The 26,363-nt window shown below is 68.9% G+C and carries 12 protein-coding genes; 5 read left to right on the forward strand and 7 right to left on the reverse strand.

Translation table 11 applies throughout. The features are described from left to right. The first annotated feature begins 108 nt into the window (after nt 1-108). The 3 genes from AB0G16_RS16370 (at nt 109) to AB0G16_RS16380 (ending at nt 2,740) form a co-directional block, all read left to right on the forward strand. On the forward strand, nt 109-693 hold the full coding sequence (locus AB0G16_RS16370) for a hypothetical protein (RefSeq protein ID WP_362805191.1): 585 nt from the start codon (nt 109-111) through the stop codon (nt 691-693). A 14-nt stretch (nt 694-707) separates the two neighbouring features. Next, nucleotides 708-1,520 carry a hypothetical protein gene (locus AB0G16_RS16375; protein WP_362805193.1) on the forward strand — a complete coding sequence of 271 codons (813 nt, stop codon included), beginning with the start codon at nt 708-710 and terminating at the stop codon, nt 1,518-1,520. Nucleotides 1,521-1,678: 158 nt separating this feature from the next. Then, nucleotides 1,679-2,740 (forward strand): hypothetical protein, encoded by a 1,062-nt coding sequence (locus tag AB0G16_RS16380; protein ID WP_362805195.1) that lies wholly within the window; start codon nt 1,679-1,681, stop codon nt 2,738-2,740. Nucleotides 2,741-2,908: 168 nt separating this feature from the next. Here the strand turns inward: AB0G16_RS16380 and AB0G16_RS16385 are convergent, their stop codons facing one another. Then, on the reverse strand, nt 2,909-3,730 hold the full coding sequence (locus AB0G16_RS16385; protein ID WP_362805197.1) for an alpha/beta hydrolase: 822 nt from the start codon (nt 3,728-3,730) through the stop codon (nt 2,909-2,911). A gap of 351 nt (nt 3,731-4,081) precedes the next feature. Between AB0G16_RS16385 and AB0G16_RS16390 the strand changes: the two genes are divergently transcribed. Further along, the gene (locus AB0G16_RS16390) at nt 4,082-4,735 is read left to right on the forward strand and encodes a hypothetical protein (protein ID WP_362805199.1); all 654 of its coding nucleotides are present in this window, start codon (nt 4,082-4,084) and stop codon (nt 4,733-4,735) included. A gap of 171 nt (nt 4,736-4,906) precedes the next feature. Here AB0G16_RS16390 and AB0G16_RS16395 read toward each other — a convergent pair whose 3' ends face one another. The 4 genes from AB0G16_RS16395 to AB0G16_RS16410 all read right to left on the reverse strand — a co-directional run bounded on the left by AB0G16_RS16395 (nt 4,907) and on the right by AB0G16_RS16410 (nt 16,971). Continuing rightward, entirely contained in the window at nt 4,907-6,778 is a 1,872-nt protein-coding gene (locus AB0G16_RS16395) for a DUF262 domain-containing protein (protein WP_362805202.1), read from the reverse strand. A gap of 491 nt (nt 6,779-7,269) precedes the next feature. Next, nucleotides 7,270-8,175: a serine/threonine-protein kinase gene (locus AB0G16_RS16400; protein WP_362805204.1), complete on the reverse strand. Its 906-nt coding sequence runs from the start codon at nt 8,173-8,175 to the stop codon at nt 7,270-7,272. Next, entirely contained in the window at nt 8,172-10,343 is a 2,172-nt protein-coding gene (locus tag AB0G16_RS16405) for a UvrD-helicase domain-containing protein (protein WP_362805206.1), read from the reverse strand. The genes AB0G16_RS16400 and AB0G16_RS16405 overlap by 4 nt, the downstream gene beginning before the upstream one ends. Before the next feature lie 49 nt (nt 10,344-10,392). Next, nucleotides 10,393-16,971, reverse strand: coding sequence for a DEAD/DEAH box helicase (locus tag AB0G16_RS16410; RefSeq protein WP_362805208.1), 6,579 nt, complete (start codon nt 16,969-16,971; stop codon nt 10,393-10,395). Nucleotides 16,972-17,075: 104 nt separating this feature from the next. Here AB0G16_RS16410 and AB0G16_RS16415 point away from each other — a divergent pair, with 104 nt between their 5' ends. Beyond that, nucleotides 17,076-17,642, forward strand: coding sequence for a hypothetical protein (locus AB0G16_RS16415; RefSeq protein WP_362805210.1), 567 nt, complete (start codon nt 17,076-17,078; stop codon nt 17,640-17,642). 578 nt (nt 17,643-18,220) lie between these two features. On the opposite strand, the gene AB0G16_RS16420 is transcribed toward AB0G16_RS16415, so the two are convergent. Together AB0G16_RS16420 and AB0G16_RS16425 are read right to left on the reverse strand one after the other, a co-directional pair. Next, nucleotides 18,221-23,563 (reverse strand): class I SAM-dependent DNA methyltransferase, encoded by a 5,343-nt coding sequence (locus AB0G16_RS16420; RefSeq protein WP_362805212.1) that lies wholly within the window; start codon nt 23,561-23,563, stop codon nt 18,221-18,223. Beyond that, nucleotides 23,560-26,361: a helicase-related protein gene (locus tag AB0G16_RS16425; protein ID WP_362805214.1), complete on the reverse strand. Its 2,802-nt coding sequence runs from the start codon at nt 26,359-26,361 to the stop codon at nt 23,560-23,562. Before AB0G16_RS16425 ends, AB0G16_RS16420 begins: the two co-directional genes overlap by 4 nt. Between the last annotated feature and the right edge of the window lie 2 nt (nt 26,362-26,363).

Raw genomic sequence — 26,363 nt, forward strand, 5'->3', positions numbered from 1 at the left:
ATGTCCGGCGCCATTCACGAGGGATCGGAACCGCGCCCTTTCCCGACCGCCGGACAAGGTTCGCAGAACGACCTCTGCCCACGCTCGACCAAGCTCGGAGGTACGATCATGCGTCGATCACTTCGTACGATCTCCATCACGGCCGGTATCGCAGGCGCGGTGTTCCTCGGGGGCTCGCCGCCCTCGGCGATCGCGGCCCCGGTGCGGTCCTCCCCCGCCCCCCCTCCCGCCGCCGCACCCACCCCCGCCCCGGCTCCGGGTTCCGAACGGTCCGCCGCCCGGGGCGAGGCGCGCCTGGAGAACAGGGGCCCCTCCTCCTCGCGGGACGCCCGGTCGGCGTCCGCGTACTGCGTCTTCCAGACCTACGGGGACTACGTCCACGTCTCCTCGTCCGCCTTCGAGGCCTCCGGGCACGGCTGGTGGGTGAACGGCGACTGCAGCGCCACCCTGGCGGTCGTCACCGTGCAGCTCCAGCAGTACTACACCGACGGCGTCTGGAGGAACGCCGGCGCGCCGGGCAGCCAGACCGTGCGATCCGGCGGTGGCGCCGGCAACCGCGCGACCGGACGCGCCGCGTGCGTCAACGGCGGCCTGACGGGATGGCGTAGCGTCGTCGACGTGGACCTGGTCGGTCTCGCCGACGACCCGGGCAAGCTCTACACACCGAGCCGCAACATCTACTGCCGGCGATAACGGAAGAGGGCGACGTGAGCATCGAACCCGACGACACCATGTTCGTGGCCCTGCACGGCGAACTGGTGCCGCACCCGTGGCGCGATCCTCTCGTCGCCTCCTCGGACGCCTACAGCCTCTTCCTGTCCAGGTCGTCCGCGATGGGATGGCTCACCGAGGCCACGTCGGACGCGTCCGGCGGCCTCTGGGGGATGAACGACGCCGGGCAGGGCCCCGGCGTGGGGTCTGAGCCGTCGCACATCGCATGGTTCCAGGTCTCGCTGACCGCGCCGGTTCCCGGCGACCGGCCGCTGCCGGTCCAGGCCTTCCTGTCGTGCGCGGGCGACGTCACGACGCGTCTCGGCACCTTGTCGCTGCGAGCGGTTCAGGTCCTGCTTCCGGTACGGGGCCCCGATCCGTCCGCGGAGACGCCGCCGGGTACGTCCTCGCGCCTGGGCGGCGTGATCCCCCTGCTCCAGGACGCGGGCTGGTTCGCCGACGGCGACCCGCGCCGCAGGACGGCGGTACGAATGACGCTGGACGGCGGGCGGGACCCGTCCGTCCGCTCGGCGGCACCCGGGATGCTCGGCTGGATGCGGGGCTTCGAGCAGGACGTCCTGCGGTGCGACTCGTTCTCCCTGACCGACGACCATCCGGTTCCGGCGTCCCCCGTCATCGACGAGCTGTGGCACGGCCCCGCCCGGCACAGGGCCACCTTCCACGGCGACCTCGCCGAATGGTCGACGGACGCCCTTGGATGGCTGGCCGCCTTCCTCGCCGAGGCGGCGTCCCTGCACGGGGTCGCCACCCCGTTGATGCTCACGATCGACCGCCCCGAGGAAGGCTGACCCCCACGGCCTCTCGCCCCGGGAGAGGCCGGCGCCCGCTGCCGAGCCCCGGCACAAGGGGCGGCTACGGCGACGAAGGATCAAAATACTTTTCAACTTTTGATATCACTCTATGTGTCATCAATTTCACTATAAGTGAAAATAGGTAGTTTGACGGTGTGACAGAGACGATCGGCACCACCGGGTCGACGAAGCTGTCGAGCCGTGCGTGTGGCCACTCCCACTGTGAGAGCCATATCGTCGGCGTCGGCGCCGGACCGCTCCGGGAGTACTGCGAGCCGCTGGATCAGACCCGGTACGACGGTGAGACCCGCGACGGCGGGACCACCGGGACACGCCCTGCCGTCCGGAGCCCGGATCCCGGGGAGACGGTGGGCACGGCCGCCGTCCGCGACGGGGTCCGGTCCGTCGAGGCGAGCCGGAGTGCCGAGTGGCCGGTCCACGACGCCGAGGACGAAGAACGGCGCCAGGTCATCGGACACGAGAGGACCCGGCACGAGAACACCGGGCACGAGAACACCGGGGGTCACGACAACACCGGACGCGCGAACACCGGACACGAGAGCCTCCTGGCGGCCGCCCAGCGAAAGGCCGCCGACCAGACAGCGCTGGCCACGCACGCCCTGAGCCTTCAGCAGCGGGAATGGCGGCGCGCCGAGGCCCTGGCCGTGAACAACAAGCGGCTGCAGGACACCTGCCAGGCGCTGCAGCGGGAGCTGACCGCCGCGCGGGAGGAGACCACCGCCGCGAGGATCCGCACCTGCCGGCTCGACTACCGGCTGACCACGTTGCGCGAGCAGTACGTCATGGAGTTGCGCCAGCTGCACCAGGAGACCACCGAGCAGGTCCGGATCCTGCGCGCCGAGCTCACCACCGCCGGGAAGGAGATCGACGGCCTGCGCGTCGCCCTGTCGAGGGTCCGCGAGCAGACCCGGATCATGGGCGGGCGGGTCCCGGTCGCGGACGAGCCGGCCCACGTCGTACGCGCGCATGTCCCGGTCGCGCGCGAACAGCTCCCGGTCACGCCCGGCAGGCCCGGGTCCGCCACCTCGCCTGCCCGTGGGCGTCACCGCAGAAGGGCACCGAGCCACAGAGCGAACAGGCGCGGCCTGTGGCCGGGGGCGAGGCCGGACGGGTTGTCCTGGATGGGCACACGGCCGTCGGGAATCCTCTCCCCGACGCTGACAGCGATCGTGACCTGGCTGATCCGCCTCCGGTAGCCGGAGGCGAACGACGACGGAGCAGACCCCGGTGGCGGATCGGGCGAGCCGCCCGGCGGCCCCGGCGGGAGGATCTGCGCCCGGCGAGGAGGCCGGCTCCCGCGGAAGACCACCTCCCGGTGAAATGATCGGCGACCGGCCCCCGCCGGAGACATGACTCGACGCACGTCATGCGCCCGGAGACGACACCCCCTCGCACCGGGCGAGGTGTTCGACCAGGAGACGTACCAGGCCTTCCGGGTCCTCCCGGTGCGGGTCGTGCCCGGTGGGCAGGGACACCGACCGCACCGGGGGCGCCTCCCGTACGGCCGCCCGCAGCTCGTGCTCCACCCACGCGCAGTACGCGTTCCAGGCGGGCACGAGACGGTCGGGGAACACCCCCGCGAAGGCCCGCGCGTCACCGCTGACGACGAGCAGCGGGCACCGCGCGGCGCGATAGGCGCCGAACCGGTCGAGGGCGTCTATCTCCCGCATGACCTGGAGGAAAGACTCCGGGAGCCCCCGCCCCATCTCCCCCAGGAAGGCCGTCATCTCCCGGCACGCGCGCGCCGCCCCCGCCTCGTCCAGGCCGAGGAACTGCCCGGGTCGCGTGGGATTGCCGTGACCGTCGAGGTTGACCGCGAGCGGGCACTCCGGATGTCCCCCGGCCCACAACGCGGCGACCATGCCTCCCAGGGAGTGCCCTACGATCACCGGCCGGTGAAGACCGAACGCCTCCACCACGGCGGCCACGTCCACCAGCACGTCCCGCCACGACCACGGCGCCGTGCCCGACTCGCCGTGCCCGCGCAGGTCCATGGCCACCGACCGGAATCCGGCGTCGCGGAGGAGGCTCGCGGAGGCGTCCCAGTCGGCGCGCGTCCGCCCACCGCCGTGCAGGAGGAGCACGTCCTGACCGTACCCGCCGTGGTCCTCCGCCACGATCGGCACATCACCGCCCACGACCTCCCTGACCCCGCCCCTGTCGCCCCCGTCGCCTCTACCGCTCATGTCGCCCGCCACCTTCCGCCCGCACTCCCCGTACGCCGTCCTTCGTAACAGCCCTGCGCGGTGACCGCGACGGCTTTTCCCCGGCGTCCCCGGCGCGTGGCGGCACGACTCCGGGCGGTGAAAGGACAGGTGTGACCGCTCCTCCCTGTACGAAACGTGATCCCGCCGGACGTAGCCGGTGCGGAACCGGTCGCCGCCGCGAAGCCGAGGACGACCGCGACAACCGCTACGTCGACCAGGAAAAAGAACACATTTCCCCTATCGCTTTGTACCGGGAATCCCGTTCCTCTTCTCCCTATCTTCGAACGCGGCGCCGAAAGCGGCGTCCGTCCGAGACGAAAAGGATTCGCCATGCCCACCGACATCGACCCCGGTAAGGGGCCTCATACGACGCGGAAGACCAGGACGACGCGCGGAGCACTTCACCTCTCCCTGCTGGCCGGCCTCGTGACCGCCTCGGTGATCGCCGTCCCCTCCATCGGCCACGCCGCCACCGGAGCCGTGGTCCGGGTCAACGGGAACACCATCAGTCACATCGCCGGAGCGGGAGAAGCCAACCGCGTCCGCTTCTACAGGAGCGGTAACAAGATCATGGTGAAGGACGAGGTGCCCCTCACCCCGGGAGACGGCTGCGACGAGGTGAACGCCACCACGGTGAGCTGCACCTCGAACGGGGTCGGAGCGATCGTCGCGCTGCTCGGCGACGGCAGTGACTCCATCGCGATCGACATCCCCATGTCGAGCTACGTCGAAGGCGGCCCCGGCGCCGACGCCTACTACGGGGGCACGGCCCCGACCGCGAGCCAGGTCTTCTACCTCGGCGGGGAGGGCACCGACTGGGTCAGCTACGAGCTCACCGCACAGCCCGCGAGCGTGACCCTGGATCACCGGAACAACGACGGCCGCATCGGGCTCGACCAGGACAACATCCAGCCCGGCGTGGAGAACGTGATCCTGAACCAGGGCGTCGCGACCCAGGGGATTCCTCCCGTACCAACCGGATGAGGAAGCGGCCTCCCGGTTCAGCAGGGACCGCGCCGCCTCGACGGCCGCCGGCCGACCTCGCGGGTCCCGGCCAGGCCGGCGACCCGCGAGAAGCCTCAGCGCGCCGGGTGGACCGACGGTCCCTTCGTCGGTGAAGATCCTGGCCCGTCGGCTCTCATCCGACGCTCACCCTTATGCGGGGAGAGTTTCCGGTGGCCCGGCCGGGCGCGGCCAGATTCGGATCAGGCGTTCCGCGAGCTTGGCCGAGCGCGCCGTTATGGTCTCCTCGGTCCACGCCTCCTGGTGGTCGGTGACGAGCTCCGCGTTGAGCTTGAGCGTGGCGTGTCTGAGGAGCAGGTCTCGTTTGCCGATGTTCGGCTCCGGGTCGCTCAGGCCCCGTTCCTGTACCTCGGTGTTGGTCCACGGCCGGTTCGAGAGCTTGGGGTTGAGGCGATCGTTGACCAGGGTCAGGTTGCCCAGGGTCTGGACGAGGTGGTCCCTGCGCTGTCGCGCGGCGTGGTCGATCGCGTCTCCTCCCCAGTGCTCCCCCCAGCTCTGCGGCATCACGTGTTCGATCGTCAGACGTCCCCTGGGACAGTGCTCATGTTCCGACCACCTGCGTCGGCGGTTGTCCTCAAGCGCCTCCAGCACCATCCGCAACCGGGTCTGGGTCAGGTCCTTGTAGACCCGCAGCCGCTCCATGGCCTCGACGACCTCGTCGTCCGACGGCCAGTAGCCGGCGTTGGCGGTGGCGCCGGCGAAGAACGCCTCCGTGACGTCACCGGCCGCCTCGGGCCCGTTGCGGTCCAGCTCCCGCAGCAGATCTATGAGGATGCGACTGTAACTCTTGGTCGCCAGCTTGCACAGCATCCGGCGGGCCAGCCAGCTCTCCATCGATGTCAGCGCCTTGAGGCGCTGCGCCGCCGGCATCCGCTCTTCGGGCCATCGCAGGATCCACAGCAGGAAGGGGCCGACGACGGTGGCCTCCATGATGCGGATGACCCGGTAGTAGAACGTCCCCTCCACCGAGTTCCAGGGAAGGTTCTCCAGTTCCTCGTAGACCTTCGCGTCGGCGGCCAGGTCGCGCATGACCTCCCAGGCCTGAAGCGCGGAGAGGCGCACATGGTCGCGGAACTCGCTGAAGACACGATCCGCCGGCACTTCGCGGAGCCGCTGCATGGTGAGCCAGTGCTGGAAGAAGGTGTCGACGTAGGGGCGGTAGAGCCGTCCCTGCCGGACGTTCCGCCGCCAGTGGTTGGAGTCGAAGGGCTTCCAATACTCCTGATACAGACTCTGGAGGTCTCCCCCCTGGTTCGTGGCCAGCTGGAACGCCAGGTTCTTGATCAGGTCTGCCGCGAGCAGTGGTGTCCCGCGGTGGTTGAGCGTCTCGAAGATGACCTGTGCGTTGTCACCCGGCTCGAGGTCGATCACCACCAGCTTGAGGTAGCTCCGCAGCACCTGGGTGAGCGCGGTGATCCGGTTCTGGCACTTCTCCGCGTCACCGCCGGGCTCGGCCCATTCGGTCAGCGTCTCGACGAAGAACCGGTGGGCCTGAACAATCGTGCTGGCGGCGAGTTCCTCGGGAATGTCCTGCTCGTTGTCCATGACGACACGGAACGCGTCCTGGTCGCGATCGGTGGGCCAAACCTTGAAGACCTCGTCCGGGCTCTCGGTCAGTTCCCTGCGGTTGAGGACGAGCGTCTGAAGCGCCTGGGCGTCCCGTGGAAGGCCATGTCGTTCGGCCACCAGTTGCGCGGCGTCCAGCAGGATCTGCAGAGTCGTCAGGCGCTGCTGGCCGTCGATGACGTTCCTGACGGGGATGAACATGCTCGGTGACCACTGCTGTTCCAGGACGACGGCACCGAGGAAGTGCGGAGGGATCTCCTGGGCGCCGTACGCACCCGATTTGCCTTCCAGGACCTGTTCGGCAACGGCCCGCACATCCTCCCAGAGCGGTTCCCACTGATCGGCCTTGGTCCATACGTAGGGTCGCTGGAAAAGGGGAACCAGGTAACGAATGTCGCGGCCGAAGATTTCAGCGGGGGTATGGGTGTCAGCCTTCATACGTCCTCAGGGAGCGTTGTCACGGGGAACCACCCGTAGGGTTTTTGAACTCGACGAGTATTGCACTTTTCAGCAAGGAGTCGCGAGTGATTCGGCGTCACCCCTTACATACGAGAGTCTCTTTCATATCCTGAAGCGCGGTCGTGTACGCGGTACGCACCTGCTGCTCCTGACGGCCACCGGCCGTTTGGCGCCCTGGGCGTGACCGACGCCGGACATCGTCACCATGCCCCCGAAGGCGCTCGAAGAGGAGAGCCGCCTTACCCCGGCGAAGGCTCCGCCTTCTGTCGTGCGGTATTGAACACACCTGGCCCGGCATCCGGTCTCACGATATTGGATGATCGAATTTATCGATTTCGACGTGCTCGGCGAAGACACCATTCGACAGAGGGAAAGGGGCAGGGGGCGGAGGAGTGCCTGGTATTCACCCCTGCCGGGAATACCCACCCCGCCGTCTCGCCCCGCACGCCCTTTCCGAGAGACCCCTCACATTACGCGCCGATATTCCGGATGGCCGTCGCGTACATGTGCACCGGGTCGGTACGGAGTTCCCCGCCGATCAGCCCGGGGAGCGGCGGCAGGTCCCTGACCAGTGGTATCAGGTTCTCGAAGACCTCCAGAGCGCTCTTGGGGCGATGGCTGGGAGACTTCGCGAGCAACCGGAGCGTCACCCCTTCCAGTGCACGGGAGACGTCCGGCCGTCCTACGCCTGGGGGAGGCTCGCGCCGGCTCCGGTCGACCTCCGTCAGGAGGTCCTTCGAGGCGAACGGGCGCGAGCCGGTGAGCAGTTCGTAGAGCAGGCAGCCCACCGTGTACAGGTCACTGGAGCGGCTCGCCTCCGCACCGTCCGCCAGTTCCGGCGCCATGTAGCGCGCCGTCCCGGGGACCTCGCCGGTCTGGGTGATCTGCGAGAACTCCTTGGCTCCGAGCGTGGTCGCCACCCCGAAGTCGATCACTTTCACCGTGCCGTCCGGGCACATCACCAGGTTGCCCGGCTTGATGTCCCGATGGATCAGGCCGGCTTCGTGCGCGGCGGCCAGGATCGCGCACACCTGTGCCCCTACGAGCGCGACCCAGGACGCCGGAAGCGGTGACCGTTCGGCGATCAGGTCCGCGATCGTGTGACCCTCAAGGTATTCCAGGACGATGAAGAGCTCGCCCGCGTCGCTGCCGAAGTCGTAGACGACGGGCACGCCGGGGTGCCGCAGGCGGGCGGTGATCCGTGCCTCACGGTAGAAGCGGCGGGTGGCGTCGTTCTTCGTGACCAGGTCGTCCTGGTGGATCAGCTTGACCGCGACGGGGCGGTTGAGCCGCAGGTCCGATCCCTGCCAGACGACCCCCATCCCGCCTCGGGCGATGGGGGCGGAGAGCCGGTAGCGGTCGGCGACGGTCCTCACGGCAGGAATCTGCTCTTCTGACCGTGCCAGGAGATCACCAGCGTGTCCCTGGCCCGGGTAGCGGCGACGAACAGCAGCGAGCGGGCACGTTGCAGCTCCCGCCGATGGCGCAGCGGGTCGGTCTCCCGGTATTGGGAGACGTGCCGTGAGGGAACCAGCCCCTCGGCCACGCCGACGAGCATCATCCGCTGGTACTCCAGGCCCTTGAAACGGTGCATCGTGCCGACGTGGATCGCGTCGTACAGCCTCGGCCCGTCCTGGCCGATGGCGGCGGCGGCGATTCCCGCCTTGCCCAGCCGGCTCTCGACTTCCGCCACCATGCGGCGCTCGGGGACGCAGATCGCGATCGCCGCGGGCGCGACGTCGTCCCACTCCTTGACCTGCTCGACGACGGCGTCGAGTTCGGCCTCCCAGGTGGGTGCCGGGCGCAGTACGGGACGGGCCCCGTGCAGAACCGACCGGTAACCGAGCAGGTCGTCGTGACCGTCGTCGAGGTCGTCCCAGTCCTCGGTGCCGAGCAGTCCGAGCGCCGCACCGAGGATCTCGTGCGTGGTCCGGTAGCTGAGGGTGAGCTTGGACGAGCGCCCCCGTATGTTGACGCCGAGGCTGCCGAGCGAGACGTAGTTGCCGTAGATCCGCTGGTGGGTGTCGCCGGCGAGGAAGATGTCGTTCTGCCCCTCGGGGACCATCGCACGGAGCATCTTCCAGTGGGCGCTGCTCAGGTCCTGCGCCTCGTCGACGACGACGTGCCGGTAGCGGGGGCGGTGCCAGATGCCCGACTCCCGCTGCAGCTTGACCGAGCTGACCTGGTCGGCCTCGTAGGAGGCCCGCTCCCGGGCGCGTTCGATCTCCAGCCGCGCGGCCCGTTCGGCCACCTGGCGGAAGGTCCACAGCTCCTTCTCGTCGAGCCGCTTGACGTACCGCTCGACGAGCTGCCAGATCGCCGCGCGGTCCTCCCTGCTGATGGGGCGGCCCCGTCCGGCGCGGCGGGCGCGGAAGTAGGCGGCCCGCGAGTTGATCGCCTGGCCGAGGATGACGTGGGACCACTCGGCGTGCAGGAACTCGCCGTCCCAGCGTGTCTCCCCCTGCTCCAGCAGCAGTTCCTCCCACTCCTGCAGCGCCCTGGTATCGTCGATCCAGCGGTGACGCCCACCGGGCTCGGCCTCCGCGACGATCCTCGTAGCGAGCCTGTCGATGTTGACGATCTCCACCCGCCGGGCCACCTCGGTCCCCGCGAGCTCGATCAGCCGCCGCTCAAGATCGGCCGCCAGGTTCTTGTTGAACGTGGTGAGCAGGACCGCCCTGTCGTCGCCGGGGCCGAGCCGGTCCACCAGGTATCTCACCCGGTGCAGCGCGACGATGGTCTTCCCGGTTCCCGGTCCGCCGCTGATCCGGGCGGGTCCGCTGTAGTCGCGCTCCACCACCTTGCGCTGGGTGGGGTGCAGGAAGACACGCCAGCGGCCGAAGCTCTCCTCCAGCACCTCCTGCAGGGCGGTGTCGTCCGTGGTGACCTGCGTGGCGGGCCTGGCCAGGGCCGCCTGGTAGTCCTCGGCGTCGACCGGTTCCGGCGCGGTGACCGGGGCGGTGACCTGGTCGAGGATCTCGTCGACGCTCTTGCCGGCGTGCAGCCCGAACAGCACTTCCGTGGTGAGCTGCGGTGCGTACTCGGCCAGGCCGAGCAACTCGTCCTCTGTCGTGATCTTCGCGATCAGTCCGAGGAGCGGCTCCGCCACCCCGAGACCGAGCAGTTGTTCCGCACCGTAGGAGGCGAACAACGGCGTCGGCTCCTCGGTGGCAGGAGGCTCGTGCCGGACCCGCTCCTCGATGGAGACGAGGTCGACGAACTCGATGCCGCCCGTGACCGGGTTGATCTGGTAGGCGAACCGGTCGAGGTTGTCGTAGACGTCCTTGCGGTGCTTGACCGCCACCAGGATGTAGTCCGCCTCGCCCGCGTGGAGCAGCAGCGCGCGGTACTCCTGGTTGACCCGCGCCGAGTACAGCCGGGGGTGCCCCTTGAGCTGCTTGAACTGCAGGCCGGGGTTCGCCGGGCTCTTGCGGAACTTGTGCTGGAAGTCGTAGATCGCGCCCTTGACGTCCCTCGGGAGCTTGAGGATCTCCTTGTCGGCCTTGTCGAGCAGCCGCAGCGTCGCCTCACCCTGCATGTTCACCTCGTCCTCTCCCTGTCCGCCCGCTCCACTCGCCTCACCGTGCTCGCGCTCACCCGGCGCCTCCGCCGAGAACGCGCTCGGCCAGTTCCTCGGGGTCCCAGCCGCGCACATCACGCACGTCCCATCCGGCCGCCGCGTAGGCGGCGTTCCGCCGGTTCGCCTCCTCGTCGTCTCCGGCCAGCACGACCGCCACCCTCACCGAGGGCCAGGCCAGCTCCGCCTGCCAGGCCTGATCGCCCAGCTCGAACCCCACCTCGTCGGAGGCGGGCGCGGGGATCTCCAGCCTGGCCAGCTCGCGGGCGAACGCGGCCAGCCCCGACTCCCCGGGGTCGAGCACGTCGTAGATCTTCTCCCAGCGCGGGTCCTGTCCTCCGGCGCCGCCTTCCGGCACGGTCCTGTCGGCCTGCTCGGCCTGCTCGGCCTGCTCGGCCTGCTCGGCTTGCGACGCGGCCGGGACCCTCGGGAAGGGAACGGTCTCGGTCTGGGAGGTCTCCCGCGGCGACGGTACGGTGTGCGCCGGAACGGTCGTCTCGCCCTTTTCGTCATCGTCTTCGAAGGGCAGCAGGCTCAGCACGGAGGCGGTTCCGCCGCCTCCGGCGGCCGCGAGCAGCGAGGGGTCGAAGGCGTCCAGATCGGTGAGGGCGAGCTGCCCGCCCTCCCCCGATCCCGCGTCGAGGAACTGCAGCAGGTTGCCCCAGTACAGCCAGGCCGCCCAGCGCCTCTCGTGCCCCTCCCGGTCCGCCGTGATCGTCTCTTTCCTGTCGTCGATCAGCGCGAGGGCGGTCCACGTGTAGTTCTTGCCGTCGCGTCCGTCGAGCACCACGGCGAGGGGGCAGCCGGCCGCGTCCACGGCACGCATGGTCATGATCTTCTCGCTGGTCGGAGCCGGAAGGGGATCCCCGCGGAGCGCGGCCGTCACCCGTTCCGGCACACCGCCGGGGCCGGAGCGGCTCCGGCTCGCCGCCGCCACCGTCAGCCCGGCGGCGGCGGCTTCGGCGCGGTGCAGCCACAGCTCGGGGCGCGGGTCGCCGAGGAAGGCCAGCAGCGTGTCGACCGGGTTCGCCCACACCGTGCGGGCCAGCTCGTCGGGATCCCGGCCGGAGCTGACCTGCTGGTAGATCTGACGCGCCTTGGCCTGCGCGTTGCCCAGGTAGGGGGCTCGCGGCGGTTCTCCCTTGACGAAGGGGGCGTGTTCGCGACTCTCCCAGTCGGCGATGTCGTCCCAGGTGAGCTGGAAGACGAGCCGTCCGCCCGCGCGCAGCCTGGCCCTCTTCGCGGCGTCGGCCGCCAGCCGGTTCCTCTCCGGCGAGGCGTGGTAGGCGTAGCCGTCGAGGTAGACCGCGACGTCCAGCGGCGCGTCGTCCAGCCGCTTGAACAGCACGTCGGGGCGGGTGCCCTTGATGGTGTTCTGCAGGATCATCTGCCAGTGCACGATCGAGCCGTCCGGCCCCTCGATGCGCAGGTCCGCGGTCTTCTTCTCGTTCAGCACACCGGCCATGCCCAGCGTGCCGGGGGTGTCGGCACGGCGGGCCCAGGACTGCAGGCCGCCGAGGAAACGGGCCTCCAGCTCGCTCTCCACCTGGTCCCACAGCGAGATCGCGTCGGTGGTGGCGACCAGCGCGGGGTCCCAGCTGTCGAGCAGCTCGCGCAGCATGACGAGCGCCTCGGAGCGGCTGACCTTGTCGTACCTGGACCCCGGCACGTGCGAGAGCAGGCAGCGGTGGCAGGCCGCCCTGCGCTGGTCCTCCTTGCAGGGGCACTCCTCCACGATCCGCAGCGCCGCTTCGAGCACCTCGCGGAAGCCGTCCGGCGAGGAGAGGCGGTGCAGGTATCCGGTGCCGCCGGGCAGCGTGTCGTGCAGCACCAGGAAGCGACGGCGCCGGCCGGTCTCCTGGTCGGGCATGGTGGCGGTGACGACCTCGAGATGGTCGGGGTCCCCCCCGTACCTGGCGGCCACCCCGGCCATCAGGGCGGCCTCGAAGGAGGCCGTCCGCTCCTCGATCAGCAGCGTGGCGACGGGGAGCAGGATGCGCAGCGCCTCGGTGCGCAGCTCGTGCGCGAGGATCAGCCGGAGGTGCTCGGCGTCCTGGGCGTCCCGCCGGTGGGCGCACCAGGGCCGGTGGTGCCTGCGGCCCTGGTCGGCGTACGAGCTCGCGACCAGCGCGTCCTGCCGGGACGCCACCGGCGGCCCGTCCACGGTCGTGCCGCCGCAGGCCGGGCAGGTGTGGAACGGGTTGAGCCGGACGTCCTCCCCGGCGAACCGGTCGACGGCGGGCCGGTCGTATCGGGTGGTGCCCAGGTTGAACCGGCGGACGACCGCCTTGCGGGTGAAGTCGAGGCCGAACACCGCCTTCCTGTGCCGCCACGATCCCGGCGCGATGTCGGCGGGGTCGATGTCCACCGCGACGGCCGTCTCGTAGTGGCGGCTCTGCCGGTCGTCGTGATCGTCACGGATCTGGGCGTCGTCGCGCCGGTCGTGCGAGGTCACCCGTGTCGGGCGCAGCACGTCGTACAGGTAGGCCAGCTCGCCGATGTCGCGGCCGTCGCAGCGCGGACAGGCGGTCGTGTCCTCGGCGGCGAGCGTGGTCCGCACGTAACCGCACTCGGGACAGACCCGCCACCGCTCCCGGGTCGGGCGCGACGGGGTGCCGATGTCCAGGCCGGTCACCTCGTGCTGGTAGCCGCGCATGTAGAAGGAGTTGCCGGGGGCCAGTTCGGTGAGCGCCAGCCGGGCCGGGCGCCGGTACTCCCGCACCTCACCGTGGTAGCGCCGGTCACTGCCGGCCTCCTCCTCCCAGGTGATCGTCGCCTCCAGGGTGGTGGTCGAGTCGATCAGGGAGTAGTTCGGCAGCAACCCGAGCTCGACGAGCGCCCCCTGCGCGTTCTCCCTGCCGAGCTCGCCGATGCGCTTGGCCACCGCCCGCCGCTCGGCGGTCAGCGACCGTTTCTGGGCGCGCTGGACGGGGTCGGACTCCACCAGCGCCTCGATCGCGGTGTCGATGACCCCGATTCGCTCCCGCAGGTCGGCGAGGCGCCGCCACCACGACTCCTCGGCCTCCCCGACGACCGACCTCAGGTCCTCGGTCGCGAACACGTGCAGGTCGGCGACCGCCTCGGGCGTCAGTGCCGTGCCGAACAGGTCGAGGAACCCCCGCACCGCCGTGTCGCCCACCGCGAGGGCCGCCGTGGTGAACCCGGCCAGCCAGCCGGTGTCGCCGAACAGCGCCGAAGCCAGCCTGGGCAGCGGCGGCACACCGCCGAGCCCTCCCCTGGCGCACAGGTCGACCAGGTGGGCGGTGTACTGGCGGTGCAGGATCTCCACGGCCGACAGGTAGCTGCCGGGCGGCACGATCCCACCGGCGATCATGTCGCGCGGCTCGTCGAGGAAGTAGAGGTCGCGCGGGGACCTGCCGACCATGGTGACCAGGAACGCGTTGCCGCTGCGGCGGCCCGCGCGGCCGGCCCTCTGCACGTAGTTCGCCGGACCGGGCGGCAGTGAGGCGAGGATCACCGCCGACAGCTCACCGATGTCGATGCCCAGCTCCAGGGTGGGCGTGCAGGCGAGCACATTCGGGTCGCTGTAGCGGGTGCCGTCGCGGAAACGCCGCTCGACCTGCTCGCGCTGGCTTCGGGTCAGCGCGCCGGTGTGCTCGGCGGTGACCACCCGGAAGGCGCCCTCACCGCCCCTGTCGAGGTAGAGCCGCCGGTAGTAGTCGCGCCGGTAGTCCTGACCGCCCCGGCCGGTCAGGTGGCCGCCGCAGCGGTAGCGCGGGCAGGGCTGGCCGTACCAGTCGCCGAGGAGTTCGGGGTGGACGGTCTGCTCCCAGGCGCACCGGTCGCAGCCGACCCCGGCGTTGTCGACCTGGTCGTCCTCCAGCAGGCGGACCTGGACGTGTCCCGGCTGCAGCCCGTACACCCTGGTCGCGCCGTCGTCGGCCGGCCGCACGGAGACCACGTCCTCACCGGCCAGCACCGGCAGCAGCCGGGAGAGGTAGAGGCCGGCCGTGCCCCGTTCGAGGCCGAGACAGCGGGTCGTCCAGTCCTGGTACCAGCCCTGGTCGGCGTCGATCCGGTCGAAGTCCGTCTTCCGCTTCTTGCGGTCGAGCAGGAACATCGGCGCGGACAGCCCCCTGGGGAACGCGGGCATCCCCTCCGGACGCCTTCCCCAGATCGCGCCGAACCTGCTGCTTCCGGCGTTGGCGATCCACCTGTCCAGCCACAGGTGCTTGATCGCGCCGCGCTGGCGCAGCCGTTCCAGCAGGCCCCGGACATAGACGAGGTAGCGGTCCTCGGAGGCGAGCTCGATCATCCCGGGCGTGCCGGTGTGCACGTCACGCGCCAGACCCGCGATCTTCAGCGGATCGCCCAGCACCACCTCGGCCGCCGCCGTACGGGTCAGCTCCAGCGTGCGGCCCTGCCGGGAGCGCAGGCCGAGTTCCATGACGGTGGCGAACGCCAGCCGCTCGCCGATGAGATCCCACGCCTGCGGGGACCCGTCGGTCTCCCGCGCCAGGATCGCGTCGATCTCCGGCCGGTCGTGCAGGTCGGGCGGGACCACCGAGGACAGGACGTCCTCCGCGCTGGCCGCCGCGGCCAGGTCCGCGACCAGGTCGTTGAGCAGGATCGGCGTACCGGGGTCGAGCCGGGAGGTCAGCAGGCGCCGCAGCGAGAAGGCGTACGACCGGTTGGCCACGAAGCCCGCCCGGTGGGCGGCGTCCTGCACCGAGTCGTTGAAGAGCAGCGTCTTGCGCTGCCCGGCCTCCAGCTGGTTGCCCGCGAAGAGCTGGGTGACGGTCACCGCGGCCAGCGAGGCCAGGCCGGCGCCGAGGAAGCGGATGCCCTGGTCCGTCGCGCAGGCCAGGCAGCGGTCCTGCTCGGCGGCGTTGTCCGCCTCGGACGTGGTCTTCAGGTCGGTGAGGACGAAGACGACGTCGCCCTCGCCGTACCGGTCCTTCGCGGGGTCGACGGGACGGACCCGCTCGCCGTCCAGGATCGCCAGGTCCCGAACCTGGCCCTCGGCCTCGCCCCGGGTGGCCATGATGAGGGGACGGACGCGCTTCCTCTCCGGCCCGACGGCGGCACGGTAGATCTTCTCCGGGCTGGTGACCAGCTCCGCCGGGTCCCGCTCCGGCGAGTAGGCGGCCCAGCCCGACCGCCCGCAGTGGCGGCAGTAGATCGAGGGCAGCAGGGTCCTGCCCATCATGTCGAACGTCGAGTCGGCGTCCAGCACAGCCGGCTCGCCGATCCAGGCGAAGGCCGGGGTGTGGTCGACCAGCCGGAGCAGCCGGGAGACGGCACGCACCCAGACGTGGGTCTCGATGTGCAGGAACGGCCGCTTCCGCTCCTCCGGGCCGTCCGGGCTTTCCGGGTCACGGGCGTACGACAGCAGCGCCACGAACCGCGCCAGCGCGGTGGCGGCCTGGGCGGGCGACTGGCGGATGGCCGCGCCCCAGTTGTACGCGCCCCGGCGCGGCAGCAGGTCGAGCATCTCGGCCGGTGTCGCCGGACCGTCGCTGAGCAGGTCGAGCACCGCCTGGGTGAGGATGTGCCGGCGCAGCACCCCGCCCAGCTCCTGTGTGCTGAGACCGCTCCTCCCGGTGACGGCCGCACTGATCAGCTCCATGGCGGCCGGGTTCCTGAGCGGGTCGGGGAGGGCCGCCAGCTCCTGCACGTCGGGCAGCGGCAGCGTGACGTCGATGTCGCCGACGAACTCCTCGGCGGTGAGCCGGTCCTCCCCGACAACGGCGTCCTCGGGGAAGGCGGTGCCGAAGACCTGCTCGGCGACCTGCCTGATGACCGTGCCGTCACCGCCCTCGCCGAGGGTGGCGGAGGTGGCGACCGGGCAGATGTCACCGAGCGGCCTGCCGGGCCGGGAGTGGCCGGTGGCCGAGGCGAGCCGCCGCAGCAGCATCGCGACGTCGGTGCCCTGCGCGCCGTCGTAGGTGTGGAACTCGTCGACCACCACGTACGCCAGCTCGGCATCCTGCCAGAGCGGCAGGTCGTCGGCCCGCTGCAGCAGCAGGTCGAGCATCTTGTAGTTGGTGATCAGGATGTCCGGCGGGTTCCTGCGGATCTCCGCCCGCCGTGTCATCACCTTCGGATAGCCGGTCTCGGGGGTGTCGCCGATGTAGAGCGCACCGGTCACGTCGTGCAGGCCGGCCCGCTGGAGGTGGTCGTTGAGCCGGTGCGCCTGGTCGGTGGCGAGCGCGTTCATCGGGTAGAGCAGCACCGCCTTCACGCCGCGCCTGCCGCTCGCCTTCTGCCTGCGGCAGTGGTCGAGCACCGGGATCAGGAACGACTCGGTCTTGCCCGAGCCTGTCCCGGTGGTGATCAACGTCGGCTCGGCGGCCTTGTTCAGCGTGCTGAGCCGCCGGAACGCCTGCGCCTGGTGCCGGTAGGGCGTCCAGTCTCCGGACGGCACCCACTCCAGGTGGTCCTTCCACCCCGCTTCGGCCGCGCGGAACGGGGTGCGAATCCGCAGGTAGGGACCGCGGAAGATGCCCTGCTCGGGATGGTTGAGGAACCGCTCCAGCGCGTCGCGGACCGGCTTCTCCGCGAGCGCGAAGGTGGTCGTGAGGTACTGCGTCAGGCTCCGCCGCAGCTCGTCCGCGGCCAACGTCGGCTTCACGCCGTCTCCCCATGAAGTTGTCCGGCCCTGCCGGGCCTCGCCCGCCCACCCGCTCGGGCAAGCGAAACTCCCGTCACTCCAACTTTTAGTGACGATGTGTTTACGTGGTGCTCACGGCCTGTATCGATAAGAGCCTCCGCCGCCGCCCCGACGACTACAGCGTTTACGCGATGGCGGCGACCATGGTGGACTCCGCCGACCACGACGACATCCGCCTGACCCTGGAGTCTCTCCGCCTCGGTAAAAGCCCTCGCCTGCACTGGCGAGAGGAGTCGGTCGCACGACAACTCGTCATCGCCGGTTCGATCGCCCGCATGCCGGTGGAGAGCATCGTCACCGTCCACATTTTCGACAGGGAACTCCCCTACGAAAGAGCACGACGCCTCTGCCTCGAAAGACTGCTGTACGAACTTGATCAAGCAGGTGTGACCGCGGCGACCGTCGAGAGCCGCTCGCCCAAGCTGGACCATCTCGATCTCTTGCTCGTCACGGGCATCCGCAAGGCCCGCACGCTTTCGGTGAACCTCAAGGCCACGTGGCTGCGACCGACGGAAGAGCCACTTCTCTGGGCCGCCGATGCCGTCGCGGGGGCCACGACCTGGTGGCTGGACGGGCAGACGCCCTGCTTCGGCCTCCTGGCCGAACGCGTCCGCCTGGTCTACCTCGACTGAGGGAGGAAAGCGCGAAGGCCGGGCACCCGATTCCATCGGTAGTCCCGGCCTCACTTCCGACACCCACCGGGGGTGTGGCACTGCCCAGTTTTCCTTACCTGCAGTGATCAGGCAAGCGCGTTGAGCCACATCGGACAGCACGACGGCCGGACATCCGACTCCGCCGAGAGGTGTGATCTTACTTTCGCGCTCACCGGGAGCACCGCACGACCGGTGTGCGGTGCGCGGGGTGATCGGGCGACCGGTTTCGGGGCGAAGAGCCGAGCGGGGGGAGTTCCGAGGGACGGGAGATCCGTCTCCACGTCCGTCCGGACACCCCCGTCCCCTCTCCCCAACCGCATGGATGCGTCCCGTCCCATACGCACAGGACTGACGGGATCCCGTCCACGACGACGACATGGCAAGGGACCCACCGGACACGCGGACCACAGCGGACAGACCGCGTGCCGTGCCCGGCGCCCCTCCATCGAAGGTGAGCGGCGTCCGCCGGCCATCAGCCCCGCCACCATCCGCGTTGGGTAACTCGTCTTCCGATACGGCCTCTGCTTCCGAGGCGAGAACCGGGATGGATCGGGACATCACGAGGTGACCTCGGGGTCAGGTACGGCCTGCGCCCGGCGGAGGCGCTCGGAGAAGACGGCGTGGGCCTGGCGGTACTCGGCTTCGCGATCGGCCTTGTAGAAGGGGGCGGTGTAGCCGTCGGGGACGGGAGTGCTTTCCGGTGCCTCTTGATAGACCTCGAACTGCGCCCAAGTCTCCTTGGTCTGACGCTGGCCGATCGTACGGGCGTGACCGGCGAGTTTGTGTCCGTCAGCATCGAACCATGTCACTGCCTCATACTTTTGGAGCACGGGGAAACGGCCTCGATAGGCAGCGATCAGAGCTTCAACGTCTATGCCGAGCCAAACCGCGACAAGAGCATCAATTTCTACCAAGGCCGAGCGCCGGGCACGTTCGGTTCGCAACGGCGTCTCGGCATCCCACTCAGGGGTGACCTCGTGAAGCGACTGCATGCCAGGCCATTCACAGGCCCACCTTTCACAAACCGTCCAGGTAGGTTCATATGACTTAGCCCAGAGATCGGCGTGAGCGCTGGTGAGGCAATTCAAGCGCAGCGTTCGCAAGAGCAAGGCGGAAGCCAGGGGGTGATCGGGGACTGGAGCAGGCATGGCCCGGGCTACATTGACGCCAAGGTCACTTCGGCCAGTGACTCGGAGGAAGTAGTCCAGGGGAAGCGAAGCCCAGAATCCGGCGACTAAAGCAGTGAGTCTGCCATTTGGCATCGCCAAACTGTGCACTGCACCGATATGTGATGGGCCAGGAGGAATAAGAGCCGCATACAGAGCACGTTCGGTGTTTGGGGCAATTCTACGGCGCCATGCTAGACGGTTGAAGGCCGTATACCGGCGCCGCGCTCTCGCTACGAGAAGTTGTTCAACCTTACTTGGGTCCGCATTTTCCTCCGAAGACCCGCTCATATCAGCGACCTGTCTACGAGCGCGTGCGACCGCCTTTGAATCACCACGAAGACGCATCAGAGCAATGTGATCAACCCAACGGTCCTGCGCTGCCAGATACGCAAGAGTGCGGCCTTCAGCCCGTACGTATGCAGTATCCGGAACGAAGTTAGAGGAAAGACTTACAAGGTCAATCCCGTAGGGATCGTTACTGTTGGCGTCATGACGCTTAAAAACAGGAGTGGCCGCACCCAATTGCGGCCCCTTAAGAATTACTTGGCGCCACCGGTCGGGCTGATACTCCTTTCCAGTTATTTTGTCAGGGCGGTTATAATCAATCAGATCGTCCTTTTTTGCACCACTCTCGTGATAACCCGTTGAGATCTGCGGCTCTAGCGAACTAAGCCGCAACGGATAGTCCGCTAGAGCGGCGATTGCCGAGGCTTCCGCCGTGCTCACCGGAAAGAGAAGGCGCGCCTGTTCGACAGGCTTGTCCCCATCGTCCAACAGCTGCCTCCAAATGGAAAGCAGCTCCTGATTGACCCTGATAACCCGGGCCCTGTGGGGCCTTCCATCAAATTCAGCATTGCGGTAGCGGATTCCAGGAATCTCACCCGAGCCATTGTGCTCTCCTGAGAGTAGCAGCGCATCCGTAGAAACCAGCCAAGAGAGATGGTCAAAACCGATTTTCTTGGTGCTGCCATAGATGTGAACTCCGAAGTGGGTGGTATCTCCGACAGGCCGAGGAAAGAAGCGTTGCCCTGAGTTGACGAAGTCACCATGAATACGCAATCTGCGGTACGCCTCCGCGCGTAGCGGCCCTTCCTTGTCTCCAGTGAAGTGAGTATCAGAATGCAGGAAACCCGCTGTTCCCGTCGGCGCACTATGCACCCAAACCTGGCACATGAACGCTCGATACAGGTCGGGTTGTGTTCCGACCAGCAACGGGTACGTCTGCGGTGACCCAAACAAGGCAACCTGTGCGTTAGTGTTTGTCAACTCGCTGAGCACATATCGTCTGATCGTCGAGTTCGTTAGGAGTTCCCCGCGCCGCCGGGTCTTCTCTGCAATAACAACCTTCTCCTCAAGCTCGAACCATGGTTCATATTCAGCGAGCACTCCGTGTTCGTTCCAGGTGGGCCGCACCCACGGTGGATTGCCCGCTTGGAGGTCGAAGCCGCCAGCGTTGAAGATCTGTGCGAACTGTAGCTCCCAATGGAAGAAACTCTGCTGCTCCACAATGTCATCAACGATCTGAATCCAAGGGAAGCGTTCGGCGATTTTTGCGGGGGATTCCATGCGCATCCAAAAGACGATGTCGTCCTCGTGAGGCTCCATGTCGTCCAGCGTCGTGAAGGTCGTGGCGAGGCTCTTGCGGCCGTCGGTGTCGCCGTGGTCGATGTCCACGCGGCCCAGCAGGGCCTCGGCGAAGTCGAGCCAGTCGTCGAGGTCGGCCAAGAGGATCACCTGGCGGAGGGGGGTGAGGGACGGGCGCTTGGGCGCGGGCGTCGGGCGGGTGGCCCTGGCATCCTTAAGCTCGTGAGCCACGCTGACCAGGTCAAGCTGCTCGTCGCCGGTGGCGAAAAGTGCCTCCTGCTTGCGGACGCGGAAGCCGATCGTCTCCTCGAACGCCGGAAGCGTCTCGTGGACCGTGCCGGAAGGGCCGTCCGTTGCTGCGGGGCGCACCGGCTCCGGCAGGACGATAGGCGGGGCGAGCCTGGTGTAGACGTCGTCGGAGCCGTCCAGCATGCCGGCGCGGTCGAGCGGCCAGAACCACAGCGCGCACCAGGCGTCCATCACCTTCTTGAGCCGCCAGTAGGGCGTGCCGGGGGCGACGAGGTCGCCGTAGACCTTCTCCCTGCTGACGGCCTGGGCGGGCTGGTCGATCCAGTCGGCGCCCCAGACGTCGATCTTGCGGCTGATCTCGCGCTCGGAGATGGTCAGGCGCTGGACGACCAGGTCCCAGAGGTATTCGGCGCGGCCTGACAGGGCCTGGAGGCGCTGGAGCTGAGTGAGCTTCTGCCCCTGCTTCTTCTTGTCGGAGACCTTGGCACGCATCTTCTTACGCCAGTCGGCCAGCTTCTTGGCCTCGGCCGGTGCCAGCTCGCGGGCCTCCTTGGCCCCGGCGACCGCGCCCCAGCCCTCGGCGGGCAGCAGGAAGTGGTGGACCTTCCCCGGCGGCAGCTTCCCCGCCGAGAACGGCAGGTCCTCGGGGGCCGACTTGAGCCACTCCCCCTTGGTCAATCGCGCGGCGTCGTAGACCCGCCGGCCCGCGCCGATGAGGGAGTTACCGTGGCGCAGGTGCAGGCCGAACCAGGGGGCCTGCAGTCCCGGGTGCATGACGTTGAGCCAGAGGGAGACCTCGGCCAGCTCGATGGCGGTCTCGTTGAGGTCGACACCGTAGGAGTTGTGCAGCGCGACGTAGGCCTTGACCCGCTGCAGCTCCTCCTCGTACCGCTCCGGGTCGACCGAAACGCCGAGTTCGCGCTGGCGGCGGCGCAGGTACTCGGCCGACACCTGGTTGATGGCCTCGTTGAGGAAGGCGCCCGACCCCAGGGCGGGCTCGCAAATCTTCCAACTCAGGATCTCGCGGGCCGGGGTGACCGTGCCGTCCTGGTCGAGGCGGTGTTTCAGGGCGAGTTCGACGGTGACCTGGGTCAGCGACTCGGGCGTGTAGTAGGAGGCGCTGGTCTCCCGGTCGCGCCCGGCGAGCCGGTAGACGAACGAGCCCTTGAAGTACCTCTTGTACTCCTCGGTCTTATGACCGTCTTCGTCCACCCGGCGGACGAAGACGTCCTCGGGGTAGTCGTCGACCTTCGAGGCCGGGATCGTCCAGGTACCACCGTGGGGGTCGCCGTTCTTGGCGACCTCGTACAGCTCCTCGGTGGAGATGAAGCCGGTGTAGGACATCAGGCCCTCGTACACCGCGCCGAGCTGGTTGATGCCGAGCTGGGCGTAGGAGATGAAGCCGCCCCGCTCCTTACGCCGCCCCTTGGTGAGCATGAGCGCCTGGAGCACCCGGTGCAGCGTCTCGTTCCTGAGCCGGGTGTCGATCTTCGGCGCGGTCGGGTCCTCCTCGTCGTACCCGGGAACGGTCAGTGCGGCACGGCCGATCAGCTTGGTCTTCTTCGGGTCGAACAGGTCGGCGCGGAGCGGCTCGAACCGCAGCCCCTCCCCCGTGGGGAACGCGGATCCCCCGGAGCTCGCGGAGCTCGCGGAGCCCGCGGAGCTCGCGGAGCCCGCGGAGCCCGGCGAACCGTCGACGCTCTCCGGCCCCCCGGAGCCCCCGGACCTCGGGTTGTCGCCGTTGACCAGGCGGAACAGCAGGTCGAGCGACTCGTACAGGTGGAAGGAGTTCCGCGCCTCCTCGCCGGTCAGGTCGCGGACCACGAGGTCGCCCAGCCGGGACAGGCTGTAGCCCCGGCCGTAGTCCTCGTCGTCGGTCGGCAGGATGCCCAGCTCCGGGCGGGCCTCGGCGTACAGCAGGAACAGGATCCGGTAGAGGTAGCGCAGCGACTGCTTGCCCAGTTCCTTGGCCAGCGCGCCCGGCTCCATGACGTCCTCGGGCCGCACCGCGCGCACGGTGCCGTCCTCAAGGCGCATCTCGGCCTGGCGGATCCGGTTGAGCACCTCGTTGGCGATCAGCTCGACGGATTCCTTCAGCCCATTGCGGAGCTCGGTGGAGACGCCGACCGCGTGGTTGCGCGAGTTCGTGAGCAGCTCGGCCAGCGGTTCGGAGCCGCCCTCCTCCGGAGGCAGCAGCGAGTCGGCGCCGAAGAGCGCGGCGACGACCTCCAGCTCGGCCGGGTTGTTCCGGCCCAGTGCCACGTCGAGGCTGACGGCCAGGTAGCGGCCCTCGCCCCAGGTGGCCCGGTCGGCGAGGACCGCGACACCACCGGCGAGGACCAGCACGTACCGGGGCGGGGTGTCGGCGGCGAACAGCCAGGACGCCAGCTTGGTACCGGAGGTGAGCTGCTCGCTGCCGTCCAGCCGGACCGGTGCCCCCAGCAGGCCCGCCCGGTCGTCGTCGAGCGCGGCGTCCACCTCGGTGGCCCACCCGCACTCGACGGCGACCAGGTGCTGGTCGGCGTACGCCACCGGGACGGCGTGCTCCCGGCCCGCCCGCCGCACGGTCAGCTCGTGCGGCCGCGCGGCGAACCCGAGCGCGCGCAGCACGTCCCCGTGCAGCTCGCCCAGTTCCTTGCGCCACTCGGCCCTGTCGTCGGGGCCGATGAGTTCGTCCTCGCGCAGTCGTGCGTCGAATCCGGCGAAGAACGGGCGGTCGGCGAAGTAGGCCTTGCGTAGTTCGCGCAGGCCTCGGCGCGGGGTGACGCGGTCGGCCTTCTCGTCATCGGTCCAGCGGGCGAGCAGGCCGCCGGCCTTCTTCAGGTCCTTGGGCAGCACCTCGGCCAGGTAGTGCGCCGAGAGGTAGTCGCCGCGGTTGACTATCGAGTCGAAGCTCATCGCTGCCCGTCCTGCGTGGTCACGGCCGATTCCGGCATGGGAGTCAGTACGGCGAGAACGCGGAGCAGCGGCTCGCCGGTGGTCTGCAGGGATTCGAGGAGCTGCTCCTGCTCGGTGACGGTCTGGCGCACGTCGGCTTCCTTTCGGCCGCGCTGCGAGACGTGCACGCCGTCGAGGGTGAGCTGTTGCCAGCCGGAGAGCTGGGCGCGGTAGGCGTTCAGGGGGGCGACCACCTCCGCGTCGTAGCGGGCGCGGCGCTCCTCCAGGTGGGTGCGCGCGACCTCGACGGCGGGCTTCACCAGTTCCTGGAGGGGCTCCAGATCCAGCAGTCGGCCCGTATTGATCATCCCGGGGCCGACCTTGGCCGCCTTGAGGACCTCGACCATCTCCTCATCCCGTACGGCGAGCGCCTCGGGCGGCCCGCCGACCGCCATCCACTCCACGACGGTGGGCCGGCCGCGCCGGTTGGAGTAGATGCCCTGGATGAGGAAGACGCTCTCGTCCACCTCGGCGGTGATGACCGGCGCCTTCTTGCGGCCGAGCCGGACGAGGACCTTGTCGGTCAGCCAGTCAACGAGCGGATGCAGGTCGGACAGATAGGCGATCTCCGGCCACATGGTCTTGGTCTTGCGGGCCTCGTCGAGCTTACGCTGGGCGAGCGTACGGCTGAAGGTGACCTTCATCCGCTTCCTGACGTCATGGGTGCGCAGGTAGGAGGAGGGAAGCACGGAGAGCCGGTGGATCAGGTCGGCGGGCGGCGTGAAGGCGAGCATCTCGCCGTCGTCCTCCATGCCGTCGAGAAGCCTGAGCGTCCTGATGGCCTCGTGGGCGAACTCCTCGGTGCTGTCGAAGAGCCGCGGCACCTTCGCCCTCGCTGGTTCGGGCGGCAGCGGGTCCTGCGGGCTCGTCTCCTCGTTGAAGAAGCCGGCGAGGAGGTCGTCGGCCTCGTGCGACTCCAGCGACTCCTCCACGCTCTTGCCGTCGAGCAGGTCCTGGATGAGCCGGCGCTCCTCGCGCTCGGCGCGGTACTCACCGGTGACGGCCTCGGCGGTGCCCAGACTGTGGTGGGCAGCCGACTCCTTGACCAGCAGCTTCTCTGCCACGGTCCGGTCGTCCTTGGCCCCCTCGACGTCGGAGGTCAGGATCAGCGCGGTGAACTGCGGCTGGTTCTCCTGGCCGTAGCGGTCGATACGGCCGTTGCGCTGCTCGATCCGGATCAGGCTCCACGGCACGTCGTAGTGGATCATCTGGTGGCACTGCCGGTGCAGGTTGACGCCCTCGGAGGCGACGTCGCCGGTGAACAGGATGCGCACCTTGCTGTCGGAGAGCGAGAACCGCTCGACGATCTCCTGCTGCTGGGTGTCGGAGAAGCCGCCGTGCATGACGTCGATCGCGTCGTCCTTCAACCCCAGCCGCGCCGGGACGGTCTTTCGCAGCCACTCCAGGGTGGGCACGCTCTCGGAGAAGACCACGACCCGGGTCTCGCTGCGCGGGCCGACGCCGATCTTCTGCAACCGGGTGACGAGGGTGGCGAGCTTGGCCGAGTCGTCGTCGGTCATCCGCGCCGTGAGATCGCGCAGGGTCTTCAGTGCCTCGATCTCACGGGGCTCCTTGGCGTTCTTCAGCCGGTTGCCCACCGTGCCGGCCAGGGCGACGTGCGAGGAGAGGAAGGACTTGAGCAGGGTGTAGGGGAAGAGCCGGCTTTTGGCGTCGACCACCGGCCCACCGGCTCGCCGGTCTCCGGCCAGCCAGACCTGGGTGAGTTCCTCGAAGATTTTCTCCTCGGCGTCGGTCGCCGGGCAGTGGACCGGGACGGAGGGACCCCGGTCGGGCCACTTGCCGCCCATCTGGTCGCGTACCTCAGGATTGATCTTCGTACGGCGTAGGTAGAGGTGGTCGATGTCGCGCGCCGAGTAGCGGGTGTCGTCGGCGATCGCGGCCGGGTCGAGCATCCGGATCAGCTCGGCGAAGGACTTCGGGTCTCCGTTGTGCGGGGTGGCGCTGGCCAGCAGTAGCGCGTCGGTGTTGCGGGCCAGCAGCTTGGCCAGCCGGTTGCGGAAGCTGTTCTCGCCGATCAGGTTGTGCGACTCGTCGATGACGACCGCGTCCCAGTGCATCTTCTCCAGGTGCTGGCCGTACCTGCCCTGGTTCTTGAGGGTGTCGATCGAGACGATGATCCGCTTGTAGTAGGTGAACGGGTTGCGACCGGCCGGGATGTGCCGCTGGATGCGCTCGATGCCGACCGAGTCGAGACGGATCAGCGGGATGGAGAACCGGGTCCACAGCTCGTGCTGGAACTGCTCCAGCACCTGCTGCGGGGTGACCACGAGAATCCGTTCGCCCCGGCCACGGCGGATCAGCTCGGCGAGGATGAGCCCGATCTCCAGCGTCTTGCCCAGGCCGACCACGTCGGCGAGCAGGATGCGCGGCCGGAGCCCTTTCAACGCCAGCTCGGCCGGGCGCCGCTGGTAGGGCAGCGGGTCGAGCAGGAAACGGTCGGACAGCGCGAGGCCCTTCTCCGTCTGGGGCAGCGGCGTCCTGCGCAGGACGGCCTCCAGGAAGAGGCGGCTCTTGGCGAACCTGGGTGTCTCGTCCTGTTCCAGGATCGTGTCCTCGGGGCGCATCAGCTCGACGGTGTCGAACTCGGTGAAGAACACCGCGTCCTCGTCGCGGACGAACTCCGACGCACCGATCGCGGTGATCCGCTGCCCCGCCCCCCTGGTCTCGCAGGTGCGGACGATCCACTCGGCGTCGCGGACCTCGATCCGGGCACCCGGCGGATACTGCGTCTCGGTCACAA

The sequence above is a fragment of the Streptosporangium sp. NPDC023615 genome (assembly GCF_040640155.1).
Lineage (GTDB): Bacteria > Actinomycetota > Actinomycetes > Streptosporangiales > Streptosporangiaceae > Streptosporangium.